21 protein-coding genes are annotated in these 21,068 nt (G+C 70.0%); 8 read left to right on the forward strand and 13 right to left on the reverse strand.

The genetic code is table 11. The annotated features are described in order from the left end of the window. Nucleotides 1-2 precede the first annotated feature (2 nt). From rodA to ASC67_RS11285, 5 genes are all read right to left on the reverse strand, one after another. Entirely contained in the window at nucleotides 3-1,160 is a 1,158-nt protein-coding gene (rodA, locus tag ASC67_RS11265; protein ID WP_056319913.1) for a rod shape-determining protein RodA, read from the reverse strand. Continuing rightward, nucleotides 1,157-3,274, reverse strand: a complete 2,118-nt coding sequence (gene mrdA / locus ASC67_RS11270) for a penicillin-binding protein 2 (protein WP_056319918.1) — start codon at nucleotides 3,272-3,274, stop codon at nucleotides 1,157-1,159. Before mrdA ends, rodA begins: the two co-directional genes overlap by 4 nt. Nucleotides 3,275-3,302: 28 nt before the next feature. Next, entirely contained in the window at nucleotides 3,303-3,824 is a 522-nt protein-coding gene (gene mreD / locus ASC67_RS11275; protein ID WP_011827682.1) for a rod shape-determining protein MreD, read from the reverse strand. Further along, entirely contained in the window at nucleotides 3,821-4,756 is a 936-nt protein-coding gene (gene mreC / locus ASC67_RS11280; RefSeq protein ID WP_056319924.1) for a rod shape-determining protein MreC, read from the reverse strand. Before mreC ends, mreD begins: the two co-directional genes overlap by 4 nt. An 85-nt stretch (nucleotides 4,757-4,841) precedes the next feature. Then, on the reverse strand, nucleotides 4,842-5,885 hold the full coding sequence (locus tag ASC67_RS11285; protein ID WP_011827684.1) for a rod shape-determining protein: 1,044 nt from the start codon (nucleotides 5,883-5,885) through the stop codon (nucleotides 4,842-4,844). 288 nt (nucleotides 5,886-6,173) lie between these two features. On the opposite strand from ASC67_RS11285, the gene gatC reads away from it, so the two are divergent. The 3 genes from gatC to gatB all read left to right on the forward strand — a co-directional run bounded on the left by gatC (nucleotide 6,174) and on the right by gatB (nucleotide 9,503). Next, nucleotides 6,174-6,473: an Asp-tRNA(Asn)/Glu-tRNA(Gln) amidotransferase subunit GatC gene (gatC, locus tag ASC67_RS11290; protein ID WP_056319930.1), complete on the forward strand. Its 300-nt coding sequence runs from the start codon at nucleotides 6,174-6,176 to the stop codon at nucleotides 6,471-6,473. Further along, nucleotides 6,470-7,975, forward strand: coding sequence for an Asp-tRNA(Asn)/Glu-tRNA(Gln) amidotransferase subunit GatA (gene gatA / locus ASC67_RS11295; RefSeq protein WP_056319934.1), 1,506 nt, complete (start codon nucleotides 6,470-6,472; stop codon nucleotides 7,973-7,975). The genes gatC and gatA overlap by 4 nt, the downstream gene beginning before the upstream one ends. 79 nt (nucleotides 7,976-8,054) lie before the next feature. After that, on the forward strand, nucleotides 8,055-9,503 hold the full coding sequence (gene gatB / locus ASC67_RS11300) for an Asp-tRNA(Asn)/Glu-tRNA(Gln) amidotransferase subunit GatB (protein WP_056319939.1): 1,449 nt from the start codon (nucleotides 8,055-8,057) through the stop codon (nucleotides 9,501-9,503). A 30-nt stretch (nucleotides 9,504-9,533) separates the two neighbouring features. Here gatB and ASC67_RS11305 read toward each other — a convergent pair whose 3' ends face one another. Then, nucleotides 9,534-10,247 carry a hypothetical protein gene (locus ASC67_RS11305; protein WP_056319943.1) on the reverse strand — a complete coding sequence of 238 codons (714 nt, stop codon included), beginning with the start codon at nucleotides 10,245-10,247 and terminating at the stop codon, nucleotides 9,534-9,536. A 27-nt stretch (nucleotides 10,248-10,274) separates the two neighbouring features. Next, a complete protein-coding gene (gene pyrE / locus ASC67_RS11310) occupies nucleotides 10,275-10,979 on the reverse strand; it encodes an orotate phosphoribosyltransferase (RefSeq protein WP_056319946.1) in 705 nt (234 codons plus the stop codon). 28 nt (nucleotides 10,980-11,007) lie between these two features. Here pyrE and ASC67_RS11315 point away from each other — a divergent pair, with 28 nt between their 5' ends. From ASC67_RS11315 to ASC67_RS11325, 3 genes are read left to right on the forward strand one after another with little or no spacing between them, the layout of a single operon-like run. After that, nucleotides 11,008-11,799, forward strand: a complete 792-nt coding sequence (locus tag ASC67_RS11315; protein ID WP_056319949.1) for an exodeoxyribonuclease III — start codon at nucleotides 11,008-11,010, stop codon at nucleotides 11,797-11,799. A 31-nt stretch (nucleotides 11,800-11,830) separates the two neighbouring features. Further along, on the forward strand, nucleotides 11,831-12,049 hold the full coding sequence (locus ASC67_RS11320) for a hypothetical protein (protein ID WP_056319957.1): 219 nt from the start codon (nucleotides 11,831-11,833) through the stop codon (nucleotides 12,047-12,049). A gap of 13 nt (nucleotides 12,050-12,062) precedes the next feature. Then, nucleotides 12,063-12,710: an MBL fold metallo-hydrolase gene (locus tag ASC67_RS11325; protein ID WP_056319960.1), complete on the forward strand. Its 648-nt coding sequence runs from the start codon at nucleotides 12,063-12,065 to the stop codon at nucleotides 12,708-12,710. A 24-nt stretch (nucleotides 12,711-12,734) separates the two neighbouring features. Here ASC67_RS11325 and ASC67_RS11330 read toward each other — a convergent pair whose 3' ends face one another. Then, nucleotides 12,735-13,754 (reverse strand): M48 family metallopeptidase, encoded by a 1,020-nt coding sequence (locus ASC67_RS11330; protein WP_056319963.1) that lies wholly within the window; start codon nucleotides 13,752-13,754, stop codon nucleotides 12,735-12,737. Beyond that, nucleotides 13,751-15,286: a hypothetical protein gene (locus tag ASC67_RS11335; RefSeq protein WP_056319975.1), complete on the reverse strand. Its 1,536-nt coding sequence runs from the start codon at nucleotides 15,284-15,286 to the stop codon at nucleotides 13,751-13,753. Before ASC67_RS11335 ends, ASC67_RS11330 begins: the two co-directional genes overlap by 4 nt. 125 nt (nucleotides 15,287-15,411) lie before the next feature. Here ASC67_RS11335 and ASC67_RS11340 point away from each other — a divergent pair, with 125 nt between their 5' ends. Further along, a complete protein-coding gene (locus tag ASC67_RS11340) occupies nucleotides 15,412-15,648 on the forward strand; it encodes a hypothetical protein (protein WP_056319982.1) in 237 nt (78 codons plus the stop codon). Between the two features lie 115 nt (nucleotides 15,649-15,763). Continuing rightward, nucleotides 15,764-16,402, forward strand: coding sequence for a phosphatase PAP2 family protein (locus ASC67_RS11345; RefSeq protein ID WP_056319985.1), 639 nt, complete (start codon nucleotides 15,764-15,766; stop codon nucleotides 16,400-16,402). A gap of 15 nt (nucleotides 16,403-16,417) precedes the next feature. Here ASC67_RS11345 and ASC67_RS11350 read toward each other — a convergent pair whose 3' ends face one another. The 4 genes from ASC67_RS11350 to ASC67_RS11365 form a co-directional block, all read right to left on the reverse strand. Next, entirely contained in the window at nucleotides 16,418-17,062 is a 645-nt protein-coding gene (locus ASC67_RS11350) for a DNA-3-methyladenine glycosylase I (RefSeq protein WP_056319989.1), read from the reverse strand. A gap of 52 nt (nucleotides 17,063-17,114) precedes the next feature. Further along, nucleotides 17,115-17,357, reverse strand: a complete 243-nt coding sequence (locus tag ASC67_RS11355) for a hypothetical protein (RefSeq protein ID WP_056319992.1) — start codon at nucleotides 17,355-17,357, stop codon at nucleotides 17,115-17,117. A gap of 141 nt (nucleotides 17,358-17,498) precedes the next feature. Next, nucleotides 17,499-20,315, reverse strand: a complete 2,817-nt coding sequence (locus tag ASC67_RS11360) for an ATP-binding protein (protein ID WP_056319996.1) — start codon at nucleotides 20,313-20,315, stop codon at nucleotides 17,499-17,501. Nucleotides 20,316-20,380: 65 nt separating this feature from the next. Then, entirely contained in the window at nucleotides 20,381-20,986 is a 606-nt protein-coding gene (locus ASC67_RS11365; protein WP_056320002.1) for a 2-hydroxychromene-2-carboxylate isomerase, read from the reverse strand. Nucleotides 20,987-21,068: the final 82 nt, after the last annotated feature.

Consider the following 21,068-nt stretch of genomic DNA (forward strand, 5'->3'; position numbering starts at 1 on the left):
GTTCAGCTCTGCATCAGCCGCTTGCTGCGTGCCACCGACATCAGGATGCCCAGTGCGAGGCCCAGCGTGACCATCGCCGTGCCGCCGTAGCTGATGAAGGGCAGCGGGATACCGACCACCGGCAGGATGCCGGTCACCATGCCCATGTTCACCATGCCATAGGTGAAGAAGCTCAGCGTGATCGCGCCGGCCAGCAGCCGCGAGAACAGCGTCGGCGCGTCCGACGCGATCATCAGGCCGCGGAAGATCAGGAAGGTGAAGCCCAGCAGCAGCGCGATGCAGCCGGCCAGGCCGAACTCCTCCGAGAAGGCCGCGAAGATGAAGTCGGTGGTGCGTTCGGGGATGAACTCCAGATGGGTCTGGGTGCCGTTCATGAAGCCCTTGCCGGTGACGCCGCCGGAGCCGATGGCGATCATGCCCTGGATGATGTGGAAGCCCTTGCCCAGGGGGTCGGTCGTCGGGTCGAGCAGCGTGCACACGCGGTGCTTCTGGTACTCGTGCAGCAGCACCCAGTCGACGCCGGGCTCGCAGATCTGCGTCTGGAACCACACCAGTCCTGCGACGCCCATGGCCCCCAGCCCCAACACTGGCAGGATCAGTGCCCAGCTCAGGCCCGCGAAGAACATCACGTACAGCCCGCCGGACAGCACCAGGATCGCGGTCCCCAGGTCGGGCTGCTTGACGATCAGCGCCACCGGCACCACCAGCAGCACGAAGGCCACCACGAAGTCCGGCGCCTGCAACTGGCCCTCGCGGCGCTGGAACCACCACGCCAGCATCAGCGGCGTGGCGATCTTCAGGAGCTCGCTGGGCTGGATCACCAGCACCTGCAGGTCGAGCCAGCGCGTGGCGCCCTTCTTCGTCACGCCGAACAGCTCGACGCCGATCAGCAGCGCAACGCCCAGCACGTAGAGCGGCACCGCCAGCTGGGCCAGGCGCTGCGGCGAGAGCTGCGCCACGACGAACATCACGCCGGCGGCCAGCAGCATGTTGCGGCCGTGGTCGACGAAGCGCGTCCCGTGGTCGTAACCGGCCGAGTACATGGTCAGCAGGCCGGCGGCCGCCAGCAGCACGATGGCCAGCGCGAGCGGCCCGTCGAAGCCCATGAACACGGTGGCGGCACGTTGCCACCACGGGCGCTTGTCGAACACGGTGCTCATCGATTCGCGGCTTCGGTCGGTGCCGCCGGCGCCGGCGCCTGGGCGATCTTCGCGGGCGGGGCCGCCGTCGCGCCCCCGGGCGCTGACGCCGCCGGAGCGGGCTGGGAGGCAGGGGCGGCAGGGGCGGCAGGCGCTGCGGCGGCGTCGCCCGCGGTCGTGACGGCGCCGGGAGTGAACGGCATCAGCGGCACTTCGGCGGCGAGCCGCGGCGTGCCGACCGGCGGACCGGCCTGGCCCTTCTGCACGAGCGCGATGTCCTCGGCATTCGGATAGCGTCCCGTCAGCACGAAGTCGAGCACGCGCCGCGCGATCGGTGCGGCCGCCTCGGCACCGAAGCCGGAGTTCTCGACGATGACCGCCAGCGCCACCTGCGGGTTGTCGACCGGCGCGAAGGCGGTGTAGAGCGAATGGTCGCGCAGGTAGTCGGCCATCTTGCTCTTGTCGTATTTCTGGTCCTGGCGGATGCCGACGGCCTGCGCCGTCCCGGTCTTGCCGCCGCTCGGGTAGCTCGCGCCGAGGAAGACGCGCGTCGAGGTGCCTTCCTGCGTCACGCCGTGCAGCGCCTTGCGGACCACCTCCACGTGATCGGGCTGCAGTGGCAGCGGGCTCAGCGCCTCGGCCGATACCAGCCGGGTCTCGCGGGTCGCCACGTCCTCGATCTCGCGCACCAGCCGCGGCACGTAGCGCTGCCCGCCCGACACCAGCGTAGCCGTGGCGGCGGCGAGCTGCAGCATCGTGAAATTGTTGTAGCCTTGGCCGATGCCGAGCGAGATGGTCTCGCCGGCGTACCACTTCTGCAGCTCCGGCTTCTTGTAGTACTTGCGCTTCCACTCGGTCGAGGGCAGCACGCCGGAGACCTCGCCGTTGATGTCGATGCCGGTCCGGCGGCCGAAGCCGAAGGGCTCGAGCTGCTCGTGGATCAGATCCACGCCCATGTCGGCGGCCAGCTGGTAGTAGTAGACGTTGCTCGACTTGACGATCGAGCGGTTCATGTCGACCACGCCCAGCCCGCCGTCGCCATGGCTGCGGAAGCGGTGGTTGCCGAACATGAAGACCCCGTTGTCATAGGTGGTCTGCTGCGGCGTGCGCTTGCCGGATTCCAGCGCCGCGATCGCCATGAAGGGCTTGAAGGTCGAACCCGGCGGGTAGGTGCCGCGCAGCGCGCGGTTCAGCAGCGGCTTGTCGAGCGACTCGTTGAGCTCCTTCCAGCTCTCCGAATCGATGCCGTCGACGAACAGGTTCGGGTCGAAGGTCGGCTTGCTGACGAAGGCCAGCACCTCGCCGGAGCGCGGGTCGATCGCGACCAGCGCGCCGCGCCGGTCGCCGAACAGCTGCTCGACCATCGCCTGCAGCTTGATGTCGATGGACAGCCGGACCGTGTTGCCCGGCGTCGGCGGGCTGGCCCGCAGGCGCCGCACCGCGCGGCCCGAGGCGCTGGTCTCGACCTCCTCGAATCCGGTGGCGCCGTGCAGCTCCGCCTCGTACTTCTGCTCGATGCCGAGTTTGCCGATGTAGTCGGTGCCCTTGTAGTTGGCCGCGTCGTCGGTCTCGTCGATCGCGTCCTTCTCGGCCTGGTTGATGCGGCCGATGTAGCCCAGCACATGGCTGCCGAGCTCGCCGTAGGGGTAGTTGCGGAACAGCCGCGCCTTGATGTCGACGCCAGGGAAGCGGAAGCGCTGCGCGGTGAAGCGCGCCACCTCCTCGTCGCTGAGCTTGGTGCGGATCGGCAGAGACTCGAAGCTCTTGGCGTCGTCCATCATGCGCTTGAAGCGGCGACGGTCGCGTGTCGTGATGTCCATCACTTCCTGCAGGGCGTCGATGGTGCCTTCCAGGTCGTCGATCTTCGACGGCGTGAGTTCCAGCGTGTAGGCCGAGTAGTTGTTCGCCAGCACGACGCCGTTGCGGTCGAGGATCAGGCCGCGGTTCGGCGTGATCGGCAGCACGGTGATGCGGTTGCTCTCGGCGCGCGTCGACAGCTCGTCGTGGCGCAGCACCTGCAGGGTGACCAGGCGCGCAGTCACCAGCCCGAAGCCGAACAGCACCAGCGCGCCGGCGGCAATCAGGCGCAGCCGGAAGCGTCCCAGCTCCTGATCGACGTTCTTGAGTTCGGTCACGGTCCTGTCCGGCGATGCCGCGCTGCGGTCACAGCGGCCGATTCTCGTCCCGGTCCGGCGCGCGGCGCTGCGGTGCCAGCAGCAGCACGGCGGCCACCGGCCACAGCAGCGCTTCGATCACCGGGGCGAACACCAGGTTCCATCCGGGAAACACGCCGCCGGCCGCCAGCCTCACCAGCACCGAGACCGCGTGCGCCGCGACGAACAGCGGCAGCACCTGCAGCGCCTGCCCGAGCACCGAAAACCACAGCAGACGGCGGTGGATGGTGGTGGCGAAGAAGCTCAGCAGGGTGTAGGCCAGCGCGTGCTGGCCCAGCAGCGCGCCCTGGTGCACGTCCATCAGCAGGCCGAACACGAAGGCCGCGCCGATGCCCACACGGCGTGGTTGGTGCACGTTCCAGAACACCAGCGCCAGCGCCAGCACGTCGGGCATCGCGTTGACGCGACCGAAGGGGATGAGATTGAAGGTGAGGGCCAGCAGCAGCGAACCCCACATGAACACCGGGTTGACCGGCAGCAGCAGCTGGTCGGAACTGCGCGGCATGATCATCGGCGCGCTCCCGGCCGGCGGCGTGACGCGGCTTCGCTGGCCGCCGGCTCCGTGGGGCGGGGCGGCAGTTGCAGGCCGAGCGGCTGCAGTACCAGCACGTGGCGCACGCTGTCGGGCCGTGCCGCCGGTGCCAGCGTGACCTTCGCGAAGGTGGTGCCGGCGCGCCGGTCGACCGAGACGACCTTCGCCACCGACAGGCCGGGCGGGTAGACGCCATCGACGCCCGAGGTGTTCAGCACGTCGCCCGGCTCGATGTCGGCATTGCTGGCGAGGAAGCGCAGCTCCATGCCGGCGCCGGCGGCCACGGTGGACGGATCGCCGTAGGCGGCCGCGCGGGCCTGTGTGCGGACGTTCAGCACCGGGATCGCGGCGTCCTTGTCGGTCAGCAGCGTCACCTCGGATGCGAGCGGGTAGACGCGCGTGACCTGGCCCAACACGCCGGCGGCGTCGATCACCGGCGAGGCAGGTGCCACGCCGTGTGTCGCGCCGCGGTCGATGACGATCTTGCGCGTGTAAGGGTCGGCGGCCTCGTACAGCACCTCGGCCGCCTCGGTGTTCACCGTGAACTGCGGGCGCAGCGCCAGCAGTTCGCGCAGTCGCTGGTTTTCCTCGGTCAGCGGGCCGACGCGCGCCGCCACTTCGGCCTGGGCGGCCAGCCGCACCAGCGCTGCCGTCTCGCGCTCGCGCGCGTCGGCGATGCCGGTGAAGTAGTCGTGCACCGTGTCCCAGGCACGGACCGGCACCAGCAGCACGCGCTCGACCGGGTGCAGCGCGGTGGCCAGTGCCGCCCGCAGCGGCAGCGTGAGCTTGAAGCGCGTGTCGGCCACCATCAGGAACAGGGCGAACGCGGAGAAGAACACCAGCTTCGTCAGGGCCGACATGCCCTGCTTGAAGAACGGCGGCGGGGTGCGATCGAGGGTGCCTAGAGGCATGGCGCTCGGCGGTGAACGAAGAAGCCGGCCACGTGGGGCACGCGCCGGCTTCGGGACTGCATCGGTGACGCGAGCCGGGGCGGGATCACTCGGAGGTGAAGATGCTGCCCAGGCGCTCCATGCGCTCCAGTGCCATGCCGCAACCGCGCACCACGCAGGTCAGCGGGTCCTCGGCCACCAGCACGGGCAGGCCGGTCTCCTCGGCCAGCAGGCGATCCAGGTCGCGCAGCAGCGCGCCGCCGCCGGTCAACATCATGCCGCGCTCGGAGATGTCGGCGCCGAGTTCCGGCGGTGTCTGTTCCAGTGCGTTCTTGACGCTGGAGACGATGTTGTTCAGCGGGTCGGTCAGCGCCTCGAGGATCTCGTTGCTGCTGATCGTGAAGCTGCGCGGCACGCCTTCGCTGAGATTGCGGCCCTTGACCTCCATCTCGCGCACCTCGGAGCCCGGGAAGGCCGAGCCGATCTGCTTCTTGATGGCCTCGGCGGTCGGGTCGCCGATCAGCATGCCGTAGTTGCGGCGGATGTAGTTGATGATGGATTCGTCAAACTTGTCGCCGCCGACCCGGATGCTGCCTTTGTAGACCATGCCGCCGAGCGAGATCACGCCGACCTCGGTGGTGCCGCCGCCGATGTCGACCACCATCGAGCCGGTGGCCTCGCTGACCGGCAGGCCCGCGCCGATGGCCGCGGCCATCGGTTCCTCGATCAGGTAGACCTCGGAGGCGCCGGCGCCGAGCGCCGACTCGCGGATCGCGCGGCGCTCCACCTGCGTCGAGCCGCAGGGCACGCAGATGATGATGCGCGGGCTCGGCTTGAGCACCGAGCGCGGATGCACCATCTTGATGAACTGCTTGAGCATCTGCTCGGTGACGGTGAAGTCGGCGATCACGCCGTCCTTCATCGGGCGGATGGCCTCGATGTTGCCCGGCACCTTGCCGAGCATGGCCTTGGCCTCGGCACCGACGGCCTGGATGGTCTTCTTGCCGTTGGGGCCGCCTTCGTGGCGGATCGCGACGACGGAGGGCTCGTCGAGCACGATGCCCTTGCCACGCACGTAGATCAGCGTGTTGGCGGTGCCGAGGTCGATCGCGAGGTCGGTGGAGAAATAGCGTCGCAGGGAGGCGAACATGTCTTGGCGTTTCTGCAGGGCGCCGCAGCAAGGAAGCCGGGGGCTACGAGGGCTGCGCCGCCTGGGTATGGGGAGGGGCGGTGTTCGAGGCGATCTGGGCCAGCAGGCCGGTCGTGATGTCTGCGCCCACACTGCGCTTGTCGCGTAGTGAACGCCTCCATCCCGTCCGGGTGAGGAACTCCGAAGATAATACCGCACGGTCCCAGCGCGGCACCTGCGAAAAGCGGTGCCGAAACGCGGCAGTTCTCGGGCGCAGAGCCGTTGCGCCCCCTCCATTTCGCCCCTCCCATGGCCCTGACCCCCACCGACGTGAGCCGCATCGCCCTGCTGGCCCGGCTCGAACTCAGCGAGGCGGAGCAGTCCGCGATGCTCAGCCAGCTGAACGGCTTCTTCGACATCGTCGAGCGCATGCGCGCCGTCGACACCACCGGCGTCGCGCCGCTGTACACGCCGCTGTCGGCGGTGCAGGAGGTCGCGCTGCGCCTGCGCGAGGACGCGGTCACCGAGGTCGACCAGCGCCAGGCCAACCAGTGCAGCGCGCCGGCTGTCGAGGCCGGGCTGTACCTCGTTCCCAAGGTGATCGAATGAGCGCTGAGTTGCATCAGCTCGGCGTGGCCGACCTGTCGACCCTGCTCGCCGCCAAGGCGGTATCGAGCGCGGAAGTCACGTCACACCTGCTTGCGCGCGTTGCCGCGCATGAACACCTGGGGGCGTTCCTGTGCACCGACGCCGAGCTGGCGCTGCAGCAGGCCCGCGCGGCCGACGAGCGGCGCGCCCGCGGCGAGGCGCTCGGCGCGCTCGACGGCGTGCCGCTGGCCCACAAGGACATCTTCGTCACGACCGACTTTCCCAGCACCGCGGCCTCGAAGATGCTGGCCGGCTACCGCTCGCCCTTCGATGCGACGGTCGTCGCGAAGCTCAAAGCGGCCGGCACCGTGACCTTGGGCAAGCTCAACTGCGACGAGTTCGCGATGGGCGGCAGCAACGAGAACTCGGCGATCCGGCCGGTCCGCAACCCCTGGGACACGGAGCGCATCCCGGGCGGGTCGTCGGGCGGCTCGGCGGTGGCGGTGGCGGCGCGGCTGGTGCCCGCGACCACCGGCACCGATACCGGCGGCTCGGTGCGCCAGCCGGCCTCGCTGTCCGGCGTGACCGGCATCAAGCCGACCTACGGGCGCTGCTCGCGCTACGGGATGATCGCCTTCGCATCCAGCCTCGACCAGGCCGGCCCGATCGCCAAGAGTGCCGAGGACTGCGCGCTGCTGCTGGGTGCGATGAGCGGCTTCGACGAGCGCGACGCCACCTCGGCGCAGCAGCCGGTGCCCGACTTCGCCGCGCTGCTGAGGGCCCCGCGCGACGGTGCAAGTGCCGGCCGGCCTTTGAACGGCGTGCGCATCGGCCTGCCGCGGGAGTTCTTCGGCGCCGGCGTGGCCGGCGACGTGACGCAGGCGGTGCGTGCCGCGCTGGCCGAGGTCGAGAAGCTCGGCGCCACGCTGGTCGACGTGAGCCTGCCGCGCACCGAGCTGTCGATCCCGGTCTACTACATCATCGCCCCCGCCGAGGCGAGTTCCAACCTGGGGCGCTTCGACGGCGTGCGCTACGGGCACCGCGCCGCGCAGTACGGCGACCTGCTCGACATGTACCGCAAGAGCCGCAGCGAAGGCTTCGGCGCCGAGGTCAAGCGCCGCATCATGATCGGCACCTACGTGCTGAGCCATGGCTACTACGACGCCTACTACCTGCAGGCGCAGAAGCTGCGCCGGATGATCGCCGACGACTTCCAGGCCGCGTTCGCCCACTGCGACCTGATCGCCGGCCCGGTGGCGCCGACCGTCGCGCGCCGGCTGGGCTCGCAGACCGATCCGGTCGCCGAGTACCTGGCCGACATCTTCACGCTGCCGGCCAGCCTGGCGGGCCTGCCAGGCATGAGCCTGCCGGCCGGCTTCGCTTACACCGACAACGTCGGCGGCCTGCCGGTCGGCCTTCAGCTGATCGGCAACTACTGGCAGGAGGCGCAGTTGCTGCACGCCGCCCACAGCTTCCAGCAGGCCACCGATTTCCACCTCCGCACGCCGGAGGGCTACGCATGACGACCCCCACGCTCACGTTGTTCGCTGCCCCCCAAGGGGGCGCAGACCTCCCTTGGGGCGGCCCGGCGGGAGGTCTGACATGAACGTCGCTCCCGCGCTGATCCGCGGCTACGAAGTCGTCATCGGCCTCGAGACCCACACCCAGCTGTCCACCGCGTCGAAGATCTTCTCCGGCGCTCCCACCGCCTTCGGTGCGGCGCCGAACACCCAGGCCTGCGCGGTCGATCTGGCGCTGCCCGGCAGCCTGCCGGTGATGAACCGCGGCGCGGTCGAGCGCGCGATCCGTTTCGGCCTGGCCGTGGGTGGCCAGATCGCGCCGCTGTCGATCTTCGCGCGCAAGAACTACTTCTATCCCGACCTGCCCAAGGGCTACCAGATCAGCCAGTACGAGCTGCCGGTGGTCCAGGGCGGCACGGTGGAGTTCTATCTGGCCGACGTGCCCCACCAGGTGCGGCTGACGCGGGCCCATCTTGAGGAAGACGCCGGCAAGTCGGTGCACGATGCCTTCGACGGTCTGAGCGGCATCGACCTCAACCGGGCTGGCACGCCGCTGCTGGAGATCGTGTCGGAGCCCGACATGCGCTCCAGCAAGGAGGCGGTCGAGTACGCGAAGGCGCTGCACGCGCTGGTAGTGTGGCTGGGCATCTGCGACGGCAACATGCAGGAAGGCAGTTTCCGCTGTGACGCCAACGTCTCGGTGCGCCGGCCCGGCGCGCCGTTCGGCACGCGGCGCGAGATCAAGAACCTCAACAGCTTTCGCTTCCTGCAGCAGGCGATCGACTACGAGATCCAGTGGCAGATCGACCAGGTCGAAGACGGGCTCGCGATTCGGCAGGCCACCGTGCTGTTCGATGCAGACAGCGGCGAGACGCGAGCGATGCGCACGAAGGAAGATGCGCACGATTACCGCTACTTCCCCGACCCCGACCTGCCGCCGCTGGTGATCGCGCCGGAGTGGATCGCGCGCGTGACGGGCGAGATGCCGGAGCTGCCGCGCGTGATGGCGGCACGCTTCGAGCGCGACGATGGCCTGGCCCCTTACGACGCCTCGATGATGACGCAGAGCCTGGCGGTGGCGCGTTTCTACGAGGCCACGAAGGCGGCCGGTGCGCCGGCCAAGCTGGCGGCGAACTGGCTGATGGGCGAGCTGTCGCGGCGGCTCAACGCCGAGGAGCGCGGCATCGACGCGAGCCCGGTGAGCCCGGCGACGCTGGCAGCGCTGATCGCCCGCATCGCCGACGGCACGATCTCCAACAACGGCGCGAAGCAGGTGTTCGATGCGCTGTGGAGCGGCGAGACGGATGTCGACGCGGTCATCGCCGCCAAGGGCCTGAAGCAGATGTCCGACAGCGGTGAACTCTCCGCCATCGTCGACGCCGTGCTCGCCGCGAATCCGAAGTCGGTGGACGAGTACCGCGCCGGCAAGGACAAGGCCTTCAACGCGCTGGTCGGGCAGGCCATGAAGGCGAGCAAGGGCAAGGCGAACCCCACGCAGCTCAGCGAGCTGCTGAAGAAGAAGCTCGGTTGACGGCAATCGGCGGCCGGGGGCCGCCGCGGCTCAGGGCTTGGGCGGCGGCGCGGCCTGACCGGCCAGCGCCGACTGCGGCAGCGGGCCGAGCGACCCCGGATCGGCGCCGCCCCACAGCCGCTTGAGCCGGGCCAGTTCGGCGTCGAACAGCGCCGTGACGCGCCCGACCTCGGCCTGCTGGTTGACGATCAGCGCGCGCTGCGCCTCGATGCTCACGTCGACCGACTCGATCTGGCCCTTGAGCTTGCCCGGCAGGTTCTTGCCCTTGTAGAACTCCGCCTCGTCGAGCAGCGGCTTGCGTTCCTTCTGCAGGTCGGCCAGGCGCTGCTCCGACGTCTGGATGCCGCTGCGCGTCGCGTTCAGGGCGGCGTCCCGGGCCTTGTTGTGCGCGGCCTCGTTCGGGAAGCGCGCCAGCAGGTTGCGGTCGCGACGGATCGCTTCCTGCTTGTTCGCGCGTTCCTGCGCCTTGCGGCGGTCGGCTTCTTCCTGCGCTGCGCGTTCGTCGGACGTGAGGCTGGGCTGCAGCACGGTGCGCAGCGAACCATCGCTGTTGAGGACGCGCTGTTCGCGGTCCAGGCATTCGGCGATCGGGCGGTCGCGGGTGAGCGTGCGACCGGCGGCGTTGGTGCAGGTGTAGATGGCACTCCCCTGCTTGACCTCCTGCGAAGAGGCGTTCACCGGCAGCGACCCCAGCACGCCGAGCAGCAGGGCCGCATTCAGTCCGCGCACATGACAGATCCTCATCCCGCCCGCTCCCCGTTCCTTCATGTCTCAGACGCCGTAGCGATCCCGGTAGGCCTGCACCCGTGGCAGATGCTGGGCCAGCGCCGGGTCGGCCTGGCGCGCCAGATACTGCAGCAAGTCCGACAGCGTCGCAATCGCACAGACCTCCAGTCCGAGCTCGCGCTGCACGAACTGCACCGCGGAGTGATCGGCATCGCGGACGCCGTCTTGAGTGGTTTCGGTGGCCCGCTCCTGGCGGTCGAGCGCGATGGCCACGCCGCACGGCTCGGCACCGGCGGCCCGGATCATCGCGACCGACTCGCGCACCGAGGTGCCGGCCGAAATCACGTCGTCGATGATCACAACGCGGCCGTGCAGCTTTGCGCCGACAAGGTTGCCGCCCTCACCGTGATCCTTGGCTTCCTTGCGGTTGTACGCATACGGCAGGTTGCGGCCGAGCCGAGCCAGCTCGATCGCCACGGCGGCGGCCAGCGTGATGCCCTTGTAGGCCGGGCCGAAGATCATGTCGAACGCCAGACCGGACGCCTGCATCCGGCGTGCATAGAATTCGGCGAGGCGGCCCAGCTTGGCGCCGTCGTCGAACAGCCCGGCGTTGAAGAAATACGGGGACAGGCGCCCGGCCTTGGTCTTGAACTCGCCGAAGCGCAGCACGCCGGCCTCGACCGCGAAGGCCACGAAGTCCTGTGCGAGGTCGTCTCGCGCCGCAGTGCTCGGGCCGCCGATCGTGCTCATCTGGACATCTGGAATAGGAAGGTGCGTCGTGTTGCGTCTGGTCTCGCTCAATCTCAACGGCATCCGTTCCGCGGCCAACAAGGGCTGGGTCGAATGGGCCGAGAAAAGCGCCGTCGATTGTATGGGCGTGCAGGAGCTCAAGGCCCAGGCGGCCGACCTGGGCGGGCGCTTCGACCAGGTGGCCGGCCTTCAAGGCCACTTCCACTACGCCGACAAGAAGGGCTACTCCGGTGTCGGCTTGTACACGCGCCGCACGCCGAGCGACGTGATCACCGGCATCGGCGAGCCCGAGTTCGATGCCGAAGGGCGCTATGTCGAGGCCCGCTTCGACACGCCGCAGCGCAAGCTGTCGATCATCAGTTGCTACTTCCCCAGCGGCTCCAGCTCCGACGAGCGGCAGCAGGCCAAATTCCGTTTCCTGGCCTTGTTCTACCCCTACCTCGAGCTGCTGAAGGCCACCCGCGAGTTCATCCTGGTGGGCGACGTGAACATCGCACACCGGGAAATCGACCTGAAGAACTGGAAGAGCAACCAGAAGAACAGCGGCTTCCTGCCCGAGGAGCGTGCGTGGATGAGCCGGGCGCTCGACGAGCTGGGCCTGGTCGACGTGCACCGCATGCTGCGGCCCGACGACACCGGCGAGGCCTACACCTGGTGGAGCAACCGCGGCCAGGCCTGGGCCAACAACGTCGGCTGGCGCATCGACTACCACCTGGCGACCCCGGCGCTCGCCGCGCTGGCGCGCACGGCGTCGGTCTACAAGGCGCAGCGCTTTTCCGACCACGCTCCGTTGACCGTCGAATACGAACTTTCGCTGTGAGCTTGCACGGCGTTTTCCCAGGAGATTGCTCATGCGCACCACTGCCCTGATCGTCGGCGTTCTGTTGCTCGTGGCGGGCGGGCTGATCTCGGCCGGCATCCTGAGCTTCGACAGGGAGGAAACCGTGGCCAAGCTCGGCCCGCTGGAGATCACCACCACCGACCACAAGAAGCCTGCGCCGGTGGTGGGTTACCTGCTGCTCGGCGTGGGCGGGCTGGTGCTCGTGGCTGGTCTGGTCGGCAGGAAGTGAGAGCCGACGCGGCATGCTGCGCTACCTCACCGTCCCCGTCACCGCCTTCCAGCAGAACTGCTCCATCGTGTGGTGCGACGCCACGCGCCGCGCGGCCATCATCGATCCCGGCGGCGAGCTGCCGCGGCTGCGGGCCGAGGTGCAGCGACTGGGGCTCGCGCTCGAGGCGATCTGGCTGACCCATGCGCACATCGACCATGCGGGCGGCACCGCGCAGCTCGCCCGCGAGGACGCGCTGCCGATCATCGGGCCGCACGTGGCCGACCAATTCTGGATCGACGGGTTGGCGCAGCAGAGCCGGATGTTCGGTTTTCCCCCCAGCGAGCCGTTCACGCCGACCCGCTGGCTCTGCCCCGACGGCGCGGACGACCGCGTGACGCTGGGTGACTGCGAGTTCGAGGTGCGGCACTGTCCCGGCCACACGCCGGGACACGTGGTGTTCGTCTCGCGCGAGGCGCAGCGGGCCTTCGTCGGCGACGTGCTGTTCGCCGGCGGCATCGGGCGCACCGATTTTCCGCAGGGCGACCACGACACGCTGGTGGCTGCGATCCGCACGCAGCTCTGGCCTTTCGGCGACGACGTGGTATTCATCCCCGGCCACGGGCCGGAGAGCAGCTTCGGCCGCGAGCGGCGCCACAACCCCTACGTGCGCGACGTCTGAGCGCCCGCGGTCGGGCCCCTGCGCTCAGCGCGACTGCTCGCGCGGCGGCGTGGCGGGCTTGGTCGCCTTGCGGTCGCCACTGTCGGTCAGGCCGGCGTCCCAGCGTTGCGAGGGCTTGGGCGCGCGTTCGTACAGCGGCAGCACCTTCGGCAGGTTGACCTCGATGTCGCGGATGCGGGTCGGCCCCTGCGGGTGGGTGGAGCCGTACTCGGCCAGCTTGTTGCCGCCGCCACCACCGCCACCGCCGGTAGCCTGGCCCATCTTGGTCCACAGGCTCACGCCGGAGCGCGGGTCGTAGCCGGCGCGTGCGGCCAGTTCCATGCCCACCAGGTCGGCTTCGGACTCGTCGTCGCGGCTGAACTTGAGCTGCAGCAGCTGCGCGCCCATGCCGGCGATGGTGCGGCTGGCATTGCCCAGCCCGAGCAGCGCCGCGCCGATTTCCAGGCCGATGTTGGTGGCGGTCGACTTGCCCATGCGCTCGCGGGCATGCTCGCGCAGCGCGTGCGCCACCTCGTGGCCCATCACCATCGAGACCTCGTCGTCGGTCAGCTTGAGCTGCTCGATCAGGCCCGTGTAGAAGGCGATCTTGCCGCCCGGCATGCAGAAGGCATTGATCTGCTTGCTGGCCAGCAGGTTCACTTCCCATTTCCAGCCGGGCGCGCGCCCGTTCCATTCGGGCGTGAACGGGATGATGCGCCGCGCGATGGCGCGCAGTCGCACCGTCTGCGTGTCGTCGGCGCCCACCAGCGCGTTCTTGTTGCGGGCCTCCTGCAGCAGTTGCGCGTACTGCTGCGTCGCGGCCTGCTCGACCTGCTCGGCCGGCACCAGCTTCGAGAAGCTCGACTGCTTGCCCACATCCACGCCCTCGCGCGCGCCGGCGGCCGGCAGCAGCAGCGCGGCGCCGGCGCCGGCCAGCGCGGCGTTGAAGCGGCGACGCCCGGGGCGGGGCGGGGCGGTGTCCACGGCGTCCTCCGGCGCGCTCAGCCTCGCGAAGGCGGCGCACAGGCTGCAGTGGTAGCGGGGGGGCGAGATGAACGGGCTCATGGCACTGAGACTCCGGGGGCCGCTTCGCGTTCCAGCATCCGGCGCACCGACGGCAACAGCAGGTAGGCCGGGAACGACAGCCAGAACGTCAGGAAGAAATAGACGGCATACCCCAGCTCCTGGGCTCCGATGCCGCCGGCCCAGCCGGCCACCGCGCGGCTGAAGGCGAAGATGCTCGACAGGATGGCGTACTCCGTGGTCGCGCGCGCCTTGCTGGTGATGCCCATCAGGAAGGCCAGGAAGGCGCCGGTGCCCAGCCCGCCGGTGAAGCTCTCGAGCGCACTGGCCGAGTAGACGATGGCCTGGTGCAGCGGCTCGACACCGATCGTCGCCGCCGCACCCGGTGTCAGCAGCGGCACCGCCCAGGCGGCGCCGGCGTAGCCGAGGTTGGACAGTGCCTGCCACAGACCCAGCACCCACAGGCCGCGGAAGATGCCGCGCTTGTCGACATACCACCCGCCGACCAGCCCGCCGGCGATCGACAGCGCCAGCCCGAGATTCACGCTCACGAAGCCGATCTGCCCGGCCGTGAAGCCTGCGTCGACCCAGAACGGCTTGACCATGAAGCCCATCGCCGCGTCGCCGAGCTTGAAGAGCAGGATGAAGGCCAGCACCGCCACCATGCCGGGCCGCAGCAGCAGCTCGACCCAGGCGCCGAACACCGGCCCGTCGCGCAGCGCCAGCGCCTGCGGCGCGCGCGCCGCGCGCACCAGCAACGCCGAGCCGGCGAACATCAGTCCGACCGGCAGCGCGCCGCGGAACCACCAGGTCGCGCTCACCGCTTCCACGGCGCTCCACTGCAGCGCCCGGGACAGCGGCCCCAGCACCGGCCAGAGCAGGCCGATGAGCACCAACGCCAGCGCGACCAGGAAACCCGGTTGGGTGCGCAGCAGGCCGAGCTCCTTGCCGACGCTGCTGGGCGGCGCGCCGACGCGCGGCCGCTCCGCCGGGGCCAGCAGCGCCATGCCGGCGTTGAGGCCGAACACGACCGCCCCGAGCGCATAGGCCGCACTCCAGCCGAGCGCGCCCGACACCATCAGCAGCACCCCGGCCGTCAGCATGCCGGCGCGGTAGAAGCCGATGCGCAGGCCGTTCGCCAGGCCGTACTCGCGCTGATCCAGCAGCTCGATCGTGTAGCCGTCGGTCGCGATGTCGTTGGTGGCCGACAGCACCGTGAAGCAGCCGATCGCCACCCACACCCACGGCCCGAGCGCGAGCCCGAACACGGCGAAGGTGGTCATCACGGCGGCCATGCCGAGGTTGGCGGCAGCGACCCACCAGCGGTGCCGGCGCGCCCAGTCGACCATCGGCGCCCACAGGAACTTCACCGTCCAGGCCAGGCCCAGCAGCGACAGCAGTCCGATGTCGGCGAGATTCACGCCCTGCTGGCGGAAGTAGACCGGGAACAGATCGAAGAACACCCCCAGCGGCAGGCCTTCGCTGAAGTACAGCAGGGCCACCCAGAACAGTTTGCGCCGGTAGGCAGGGCGGGCCGTCGTCGAAACGGGCGCAACGGGAGGCACGGCGGTCATTGCGGGCATTCTAGGGAGGACCCCTGCCGTGCCGTCTCCCGGCTGTCGGCACGGATACCACGGCAGGACTAAAGTGCCGGCAGGCCTCGACCGTGGCCTATTGCTCATTCAAAGGAGACCCGACGATGAAGAAGCTGCTCCCCCTGGTGCTGGTCATCGCGGCCGGTGCCGCCATGGCCCACAATTGTCCGAACGAGATGAAGGCGATCGACGCCAAGCTCGCCAGTTCACCGAAGCTCGGCGAGGCCGACCTCGCCAAGGTCAAGGCGCTGCGCAGTGACGGCGAGGCCGCACACAAGGCCGGCAAGCACGACGAATCGATGAAGGCGCTGGGCGACGCGAAGAAGATTCTCGGCATCTGAGCGCGGCGCGATCCTTGCGTCGCGTCTCGAGCGGGCCGTGCCTTGCGGTACGGCCCGTTTGTTTTTCGTGGAACCTCGCACCGGCGCCGCTCGATCGATCCTCACCTGCTCCTCGATGACATTCGCATACGCTTCCTGGCACTGGCTCACCCGATTCGGCGAATCCGGCATCGTGATTCCGATGGCGCTGCTGGCCGCGGCGTGGTGGTGGTGGGCGACGCCGAGCCGGCGGCCCTTGTTCGCGTGGCTGCTGCTGCTGGGCTCCGCGGCCTTTCTGACTCTGGTGACCAAGGTCGCGTTCATGGGATGGGGTCTGGGCATCGTGGCCCTCGACTTCACCGGCCTGTCGGGGCATGCGATGCTGGCCGCCGCGATCTACCCGGTGCTGGCGCGCACGCTGGCCAGCCCGGCCGCAGTGCCGCCCCGCTGGGCGATCGCCGCTGGCTATGCGCTGGCCGTGGTGATCTCGCTGTCGCGGGTCGTCATCGGCGCGCACTCGGTGTCCGAGGTCGTGCTGGGGTTTGCGGTGGGTGGGGCGGCGAGCGCGGTCGCGTTGATGCTCGAGACCCGCCATCCGCCGCCGCTGCCGAAGCACTGGTTGGTGCTGGCGCTGGCCGGCTGGCTCACGCTGATGCCGGTGGTCGCCGCGCCTTCGGGGACGCATGGCATGGTGCAGCGGCTGGCCAAGGCGCTGTCGGATCGCGACGCCCTCTACACCCGGGCCGATCTGCACCGGCTGCGGCAGCCCGGCTGAGCGGGTCAGGGCCCGTCAGCGCGGCAGCTGCAGCGCGCGCCGCGACTGCAGCGCCCGTTCGCGCACGTGGCAGCCGTCGAGGTGGTCGTTGACCAGCCCCATCGCTTGCATGAACGCGTAGACCGTGGTCGGGCCGACGAAGCTCCAGCCGCGCCGCTTCAGGTCCTTGCTCATCGCCACCGATTCGGGCGAGGTGGTCTGCGTCTTCAGCGCCTCGAGCGTCATGCGGCGGGGGCGCGAGGCGGGTGCCGGTTCGTGGCGCCAGGCATAGGCCGCCAGTGAACCGAACTCGGCCCGCAGTTCGATCACGCGGCGGGCGTTGTTGAGGGTCGACTCGATCTTGCCGCGGTGGCGCACGATGCCGGCGTCGCCCAGCAACCGCTCGACATCGCGCTCGGTGTAAAGAGACAACCGCTCGGCGTCGAAGTCGGCGAACGCGGCGCGGAAGTTCTCGCGCTTGTTCAAGATGGTGAGCCAGCTCAGGCCGGCCTGGAAGCCTTCGAGGCAGAGCTTCTCGAACAGCCGCCGGTCGTCGATGACCGGGAAGCCCCATTCGTGGTCGTGGTAGTGCTGGTAGGCCGGCGTGGCCGCGCACCAGGTGCAGCGCGGCGCGCCGTCGGTCGCGGTGTCGAACAGGCCGGCGGGAAGCGATGGACTCATGCGATGAACTCCTCGGCGCGCATCATGCCTGTCGGGGGGCCGTCCGGCGCCTTCAGTGCAACCACACCGCGACGGCCAGTGCCACCGTCGCGCCGTCTTCCAGGCCGCCGTGCTCGGTGACCGCGAGGCCGCGCCGCAACTCGTAGCTCGAATCGAACCAGCCGCAGGCCGGCAGGCCATCCTCGGCGGCCGTTGCACCGTCGTCCTCGAGCGCGGCGCGGCGCGCCCGCACCAGGGCCAGCGCCGAGGTCTTGCGGGCGAACAGGCGGGGGGTGAAGTTGAAGCTGAGCATCATGAAGGCCTCCGTTGAGCGTGTGCCTTCAATGTCGTCGCGGCCGGGCGCAGCGACCATCGCCCCGAGGTCGGCCCCGCGGGGGCACCGGGCCGAGGGCCCCCGTGGGGCGAGACCGGAGCCGTGACGCGGCGTGAAGAGGCCCTAAGCCGCGCCGTCCAGCACGGCGTCGAGCCCGGCCAGCACCTGCGCCACGTCGATCGGCTTGGTCCAGTAATCGTCGAAGCCGGCGCGGCGCGCTGCCACGATCTGCTCGTTCATGGCGTCGGCCGACAGTGCGATGCAGCGCAGCGCCCGCGTCGACGGATCGGCGCGCAGCGCCTGCACCAACGCCAGGCCGTTGGTGTCGGGCAGGTTCATGTCGATCAGCATCAGGTGCGGCGAGAGCTCGCGCGCCAGCCGCAGGCCGCTGGCGCCGTCGTCGGCGATGTGCAGCTGCCAGTCCGGGCGGGCGCGGAACACCTCCTGCAGCAGCACCTGGTTGAGCAGCTCGTCCTCGATGTAGACCACCTGCCGCTGCGTGCGCCGCGGCGCGGGCGGCTCATGCAGCAGCGCCGCGGGCTGCGTGGCGAGGTAGGCGCTGCCGCTCGGTTCCTCTGCCTCGGGCAATTGCAAGGTGAAGGTCGATCCGGCACCCGGCACGCTGACGACATCGATGCGGCCGCCCATCGCCTCGGCCAACTGGCGTGCGATCACCAGGCCGAGGCCGCTGCCCTCGATGCGGCGCCGTTCGGCGCCCAGTCGGTCGAAAGGCTGGAACAGCCGCGCCTGCTGCTCGGTCGTCAGGCCGACGCCCCGGTCGCGCACCGCGATGCTCACTGTCCCGTCCCGGCGCTGCAGGCCCAACACCACCGGGCTCTGTTCGCCGCTGTACTTGATGGCGTTGGACAGCAGGTTCACCAGCACCTGCTCGAGCGCGCGTTCGTCGCCGCTGACCCACATCCCGCTCGGCGGCGTCGGCTCGATGGTGATCGAACGCCCGCGCGCCAGCGACTGCACCAGGCTCAGGCTGGCGTGCAGCGCGGCGTCGAGATCGACCGCCAGCGTACGCACTGCGACCTCGGCGCTTTCGATGCGGCTGATCTCCAGCACGTCGTTGATCAGGTTCAGCAGCCGGTTGCCGGCGCGCTGCACGCTCGCGAGGCGCTGCGCCTGCGGGGCCGCCAGCGGGTGGTCCTCGTCCAGTGCCATCAGCTGCGTGAAGCCGAGGATGCCGTTCAGCGGCGTGCGCAGTTCGTGGCTCACCCGCGACAGGAATTCGCTCTTGGCGCGGCTCGCCCGTTCGGCCTCCTGCATGCCGCGCGACAACTCGTCGGCCAGCTGCTGCTCGTGCACGTCGCGGCAGGTGCCGATGACGCCGGTCGGTGCGCCGGCCTCGTCGCGCGTGGCACGCACCACGAACTCGAGCCAGCGCACGCTGCCGTCGGGCCGGCGGATCCGGTAACGGCCCTCGAAGGGCCGTTCGCCGGCCAGCGCCTCGCCGATGCCGGCCATCACGGCGTCGCGATCGGCGGGATCAATCTGTGCCATCCAGTCGTCGAGCGTCACCCGGCCGTGCGGGAACGGAAGGCCGTGATTGACGCAGGCGCGGCGATCGAGGCTGACGAGGCCGGTGGCCAGCACGAACTCGGCGATGCCGATGCGCGCCGCGTCGGCGGCGATCTGCCAGCGCTCCTCATGTGCCTGCAGCGCTTCCTCGATCGCCTTGCGCGCAGTCACGTCGGCGGTGAAGCCGTGCCACAGCGTGCCGCCGTCACCCAGGCGCGTCGGCGCCGCACGCATCTCGAACCAGCGCAGCGAGCCATCGGGCAAGGCCATCCGGAAGCTGTGCTCCAACCGTGTCAGCCGCGCCGCGCCCTCGGCCAGGGCCTTGCCGAGCGGCGCGAGATCAGGCGGGTGAACGTGGCGGAAGAAGGTCAGCGCATCGGCCTGCAGTGTCGCTGCCGGCATGCCCAGCACGCGTTCGGCGCCGTCGCTGACGAAGGGGTAGCCGGCCCGGCCGTCGGGATGTTCCTCGAAGGTGAACAGCATGCCCGGCACCTGCGCCGCCAGCTCGCGCAGCGTCACCTCGCCGCGGCGTGCCTCATTGGCAGCGGCCAGCGTCGACGTGACGTCGCGCACCGTGCCGCGATAGCCCTCGAAGCGGCCAGCCGTGTCGAACACCGGCACCGCGCTGCGCGACAGGTAGAGCAGCCCGCGCGGAGTGTGCTTGGCGGTCAGCACCCGTGCGAACGGCTCCTGGCGGCCGAGCAGCGCCCGGTAGTACTGCGCCGGGACCCGCGGGCTGCCGTCGGCGTCGAGCAACTGGGCATCGGTGATCGGTTCACCGAGCTGCTGGCGCGGGTCGATGCCGGTGATCGGCTGGAAGGCTTCGGACAGCCAGCGGTAGCGATGCTGCGCATCGCTCTCCCACATCCAGTCACCGCCGGCGCGCGCGAAGTCGAACAGGCGCTCGCGCAGTCGAGAGGCGTCTCGCAGGCGCTGCTGCGACTGCAGCAGTTCGACCGCGGCACGGCCCAGCTGCGCCAGTGCTTCGCGTTCGCCGGCGCCGAGCGTGCGGGGCTGCAGATCGAGCACGCACAGCGTGCCGACCGCCAGCCCGTCGATGGTCAAAGGCTGCCCGGCGTAGAAGCGCACGCGCGGGCCGTCGGTGACCAGTGGGCTGTCGCGAAAGCGTGGGTCGCGGGCCAGGTCCGGCACGGTGAACAGGCCCTCGCCGAGGATCGCGTGCGAGCAGAAGCCCTGGCTGCGCGGGATCTGGGCGAGCTCGAAGCCGCTGCGTGACAGGAACCACTGCGCGTCTTCGTCGACCAGCGAGATCGCTGCCAGCGGCGCTCCGGTGAGCCGCGCCGCGCAAGCGGTCAGCGCGTCGAGGCCGGCACCTGCCGGGCTGCCGAGCACCCCGAGCTCGCGCAGCAGCGCCAGGCGCTGCGCCTCTCGGGGATGGAAGGGGATCGGCATGGTGTCGCGGGGCGGGCCCGCGTATTGTGGCGTCGTCGCCGCAGCTTCGGCCGTCGGCGCGGCGTTCAGCCGGCCTTCAGCCGCCGCTCGAAGAAATCGAGCCGGTCCTGGCCCCAGAAGATCTCGCCCTGCACCACGTAGCTCGGCGCGCCGAACACGCCTGCATCGACCGCCGCCTGCGAATCGGCCTCGTAGCGCTCCTGCACCGCCTGCGAGTGAGCGGCTTCGAGCCGCGCCGCGGGCAGTTCGCGCTCGACCAGCAGCGACGCGAGCACCGCCTCGTCGGCGATGTTGCGGTCGTGGACCCACACCGCGCGCAGGATGCTGTCGGCGATGGCCATCGCGGCATCGGCGCCGTCGTGCAGGTCGACCGCGATGATCAGCCGAGCCGCATCGTCACCGTTGACCGGAAAGTACTTCGGCTCCAGGTTCATCGGTGCATGCAGCCACTCGCTGAAGCGCTTGAGCTCCACCAGCCGGTAGGCCTGACGCTGCGGCGCGCGCTTGCCCAGCGGCAGGCCGCCCGAGACCGGGAACACCTTGCCGCCCAGGTCGACCGGCATCACGCGGATCGTTGCGCCGGCCTTGCGGGCAATGTCCCAGAAGCGCAGGTGGCCGAGGTAGGTGTACGGCGACTGCGGCGCCAGGTAGTAGTCGATGGTGGGGCGCATGGGGGTCTCCGCTCGAGAAGGAATGGGCCGGCGCTCGGGCGCCTGTGGTTCGAGTCTAGAGGCAGCCTCGGATCCCTGCGGA

This window comes from Methylibium sp. Root1272, from assembly GCF_001425905.1.
Classification (GTDB): Bacteria; Pseudomonadota; Gammaproteobacteria; order Burkholderiales; family Burkholderiaceae_C; genus Methylibium.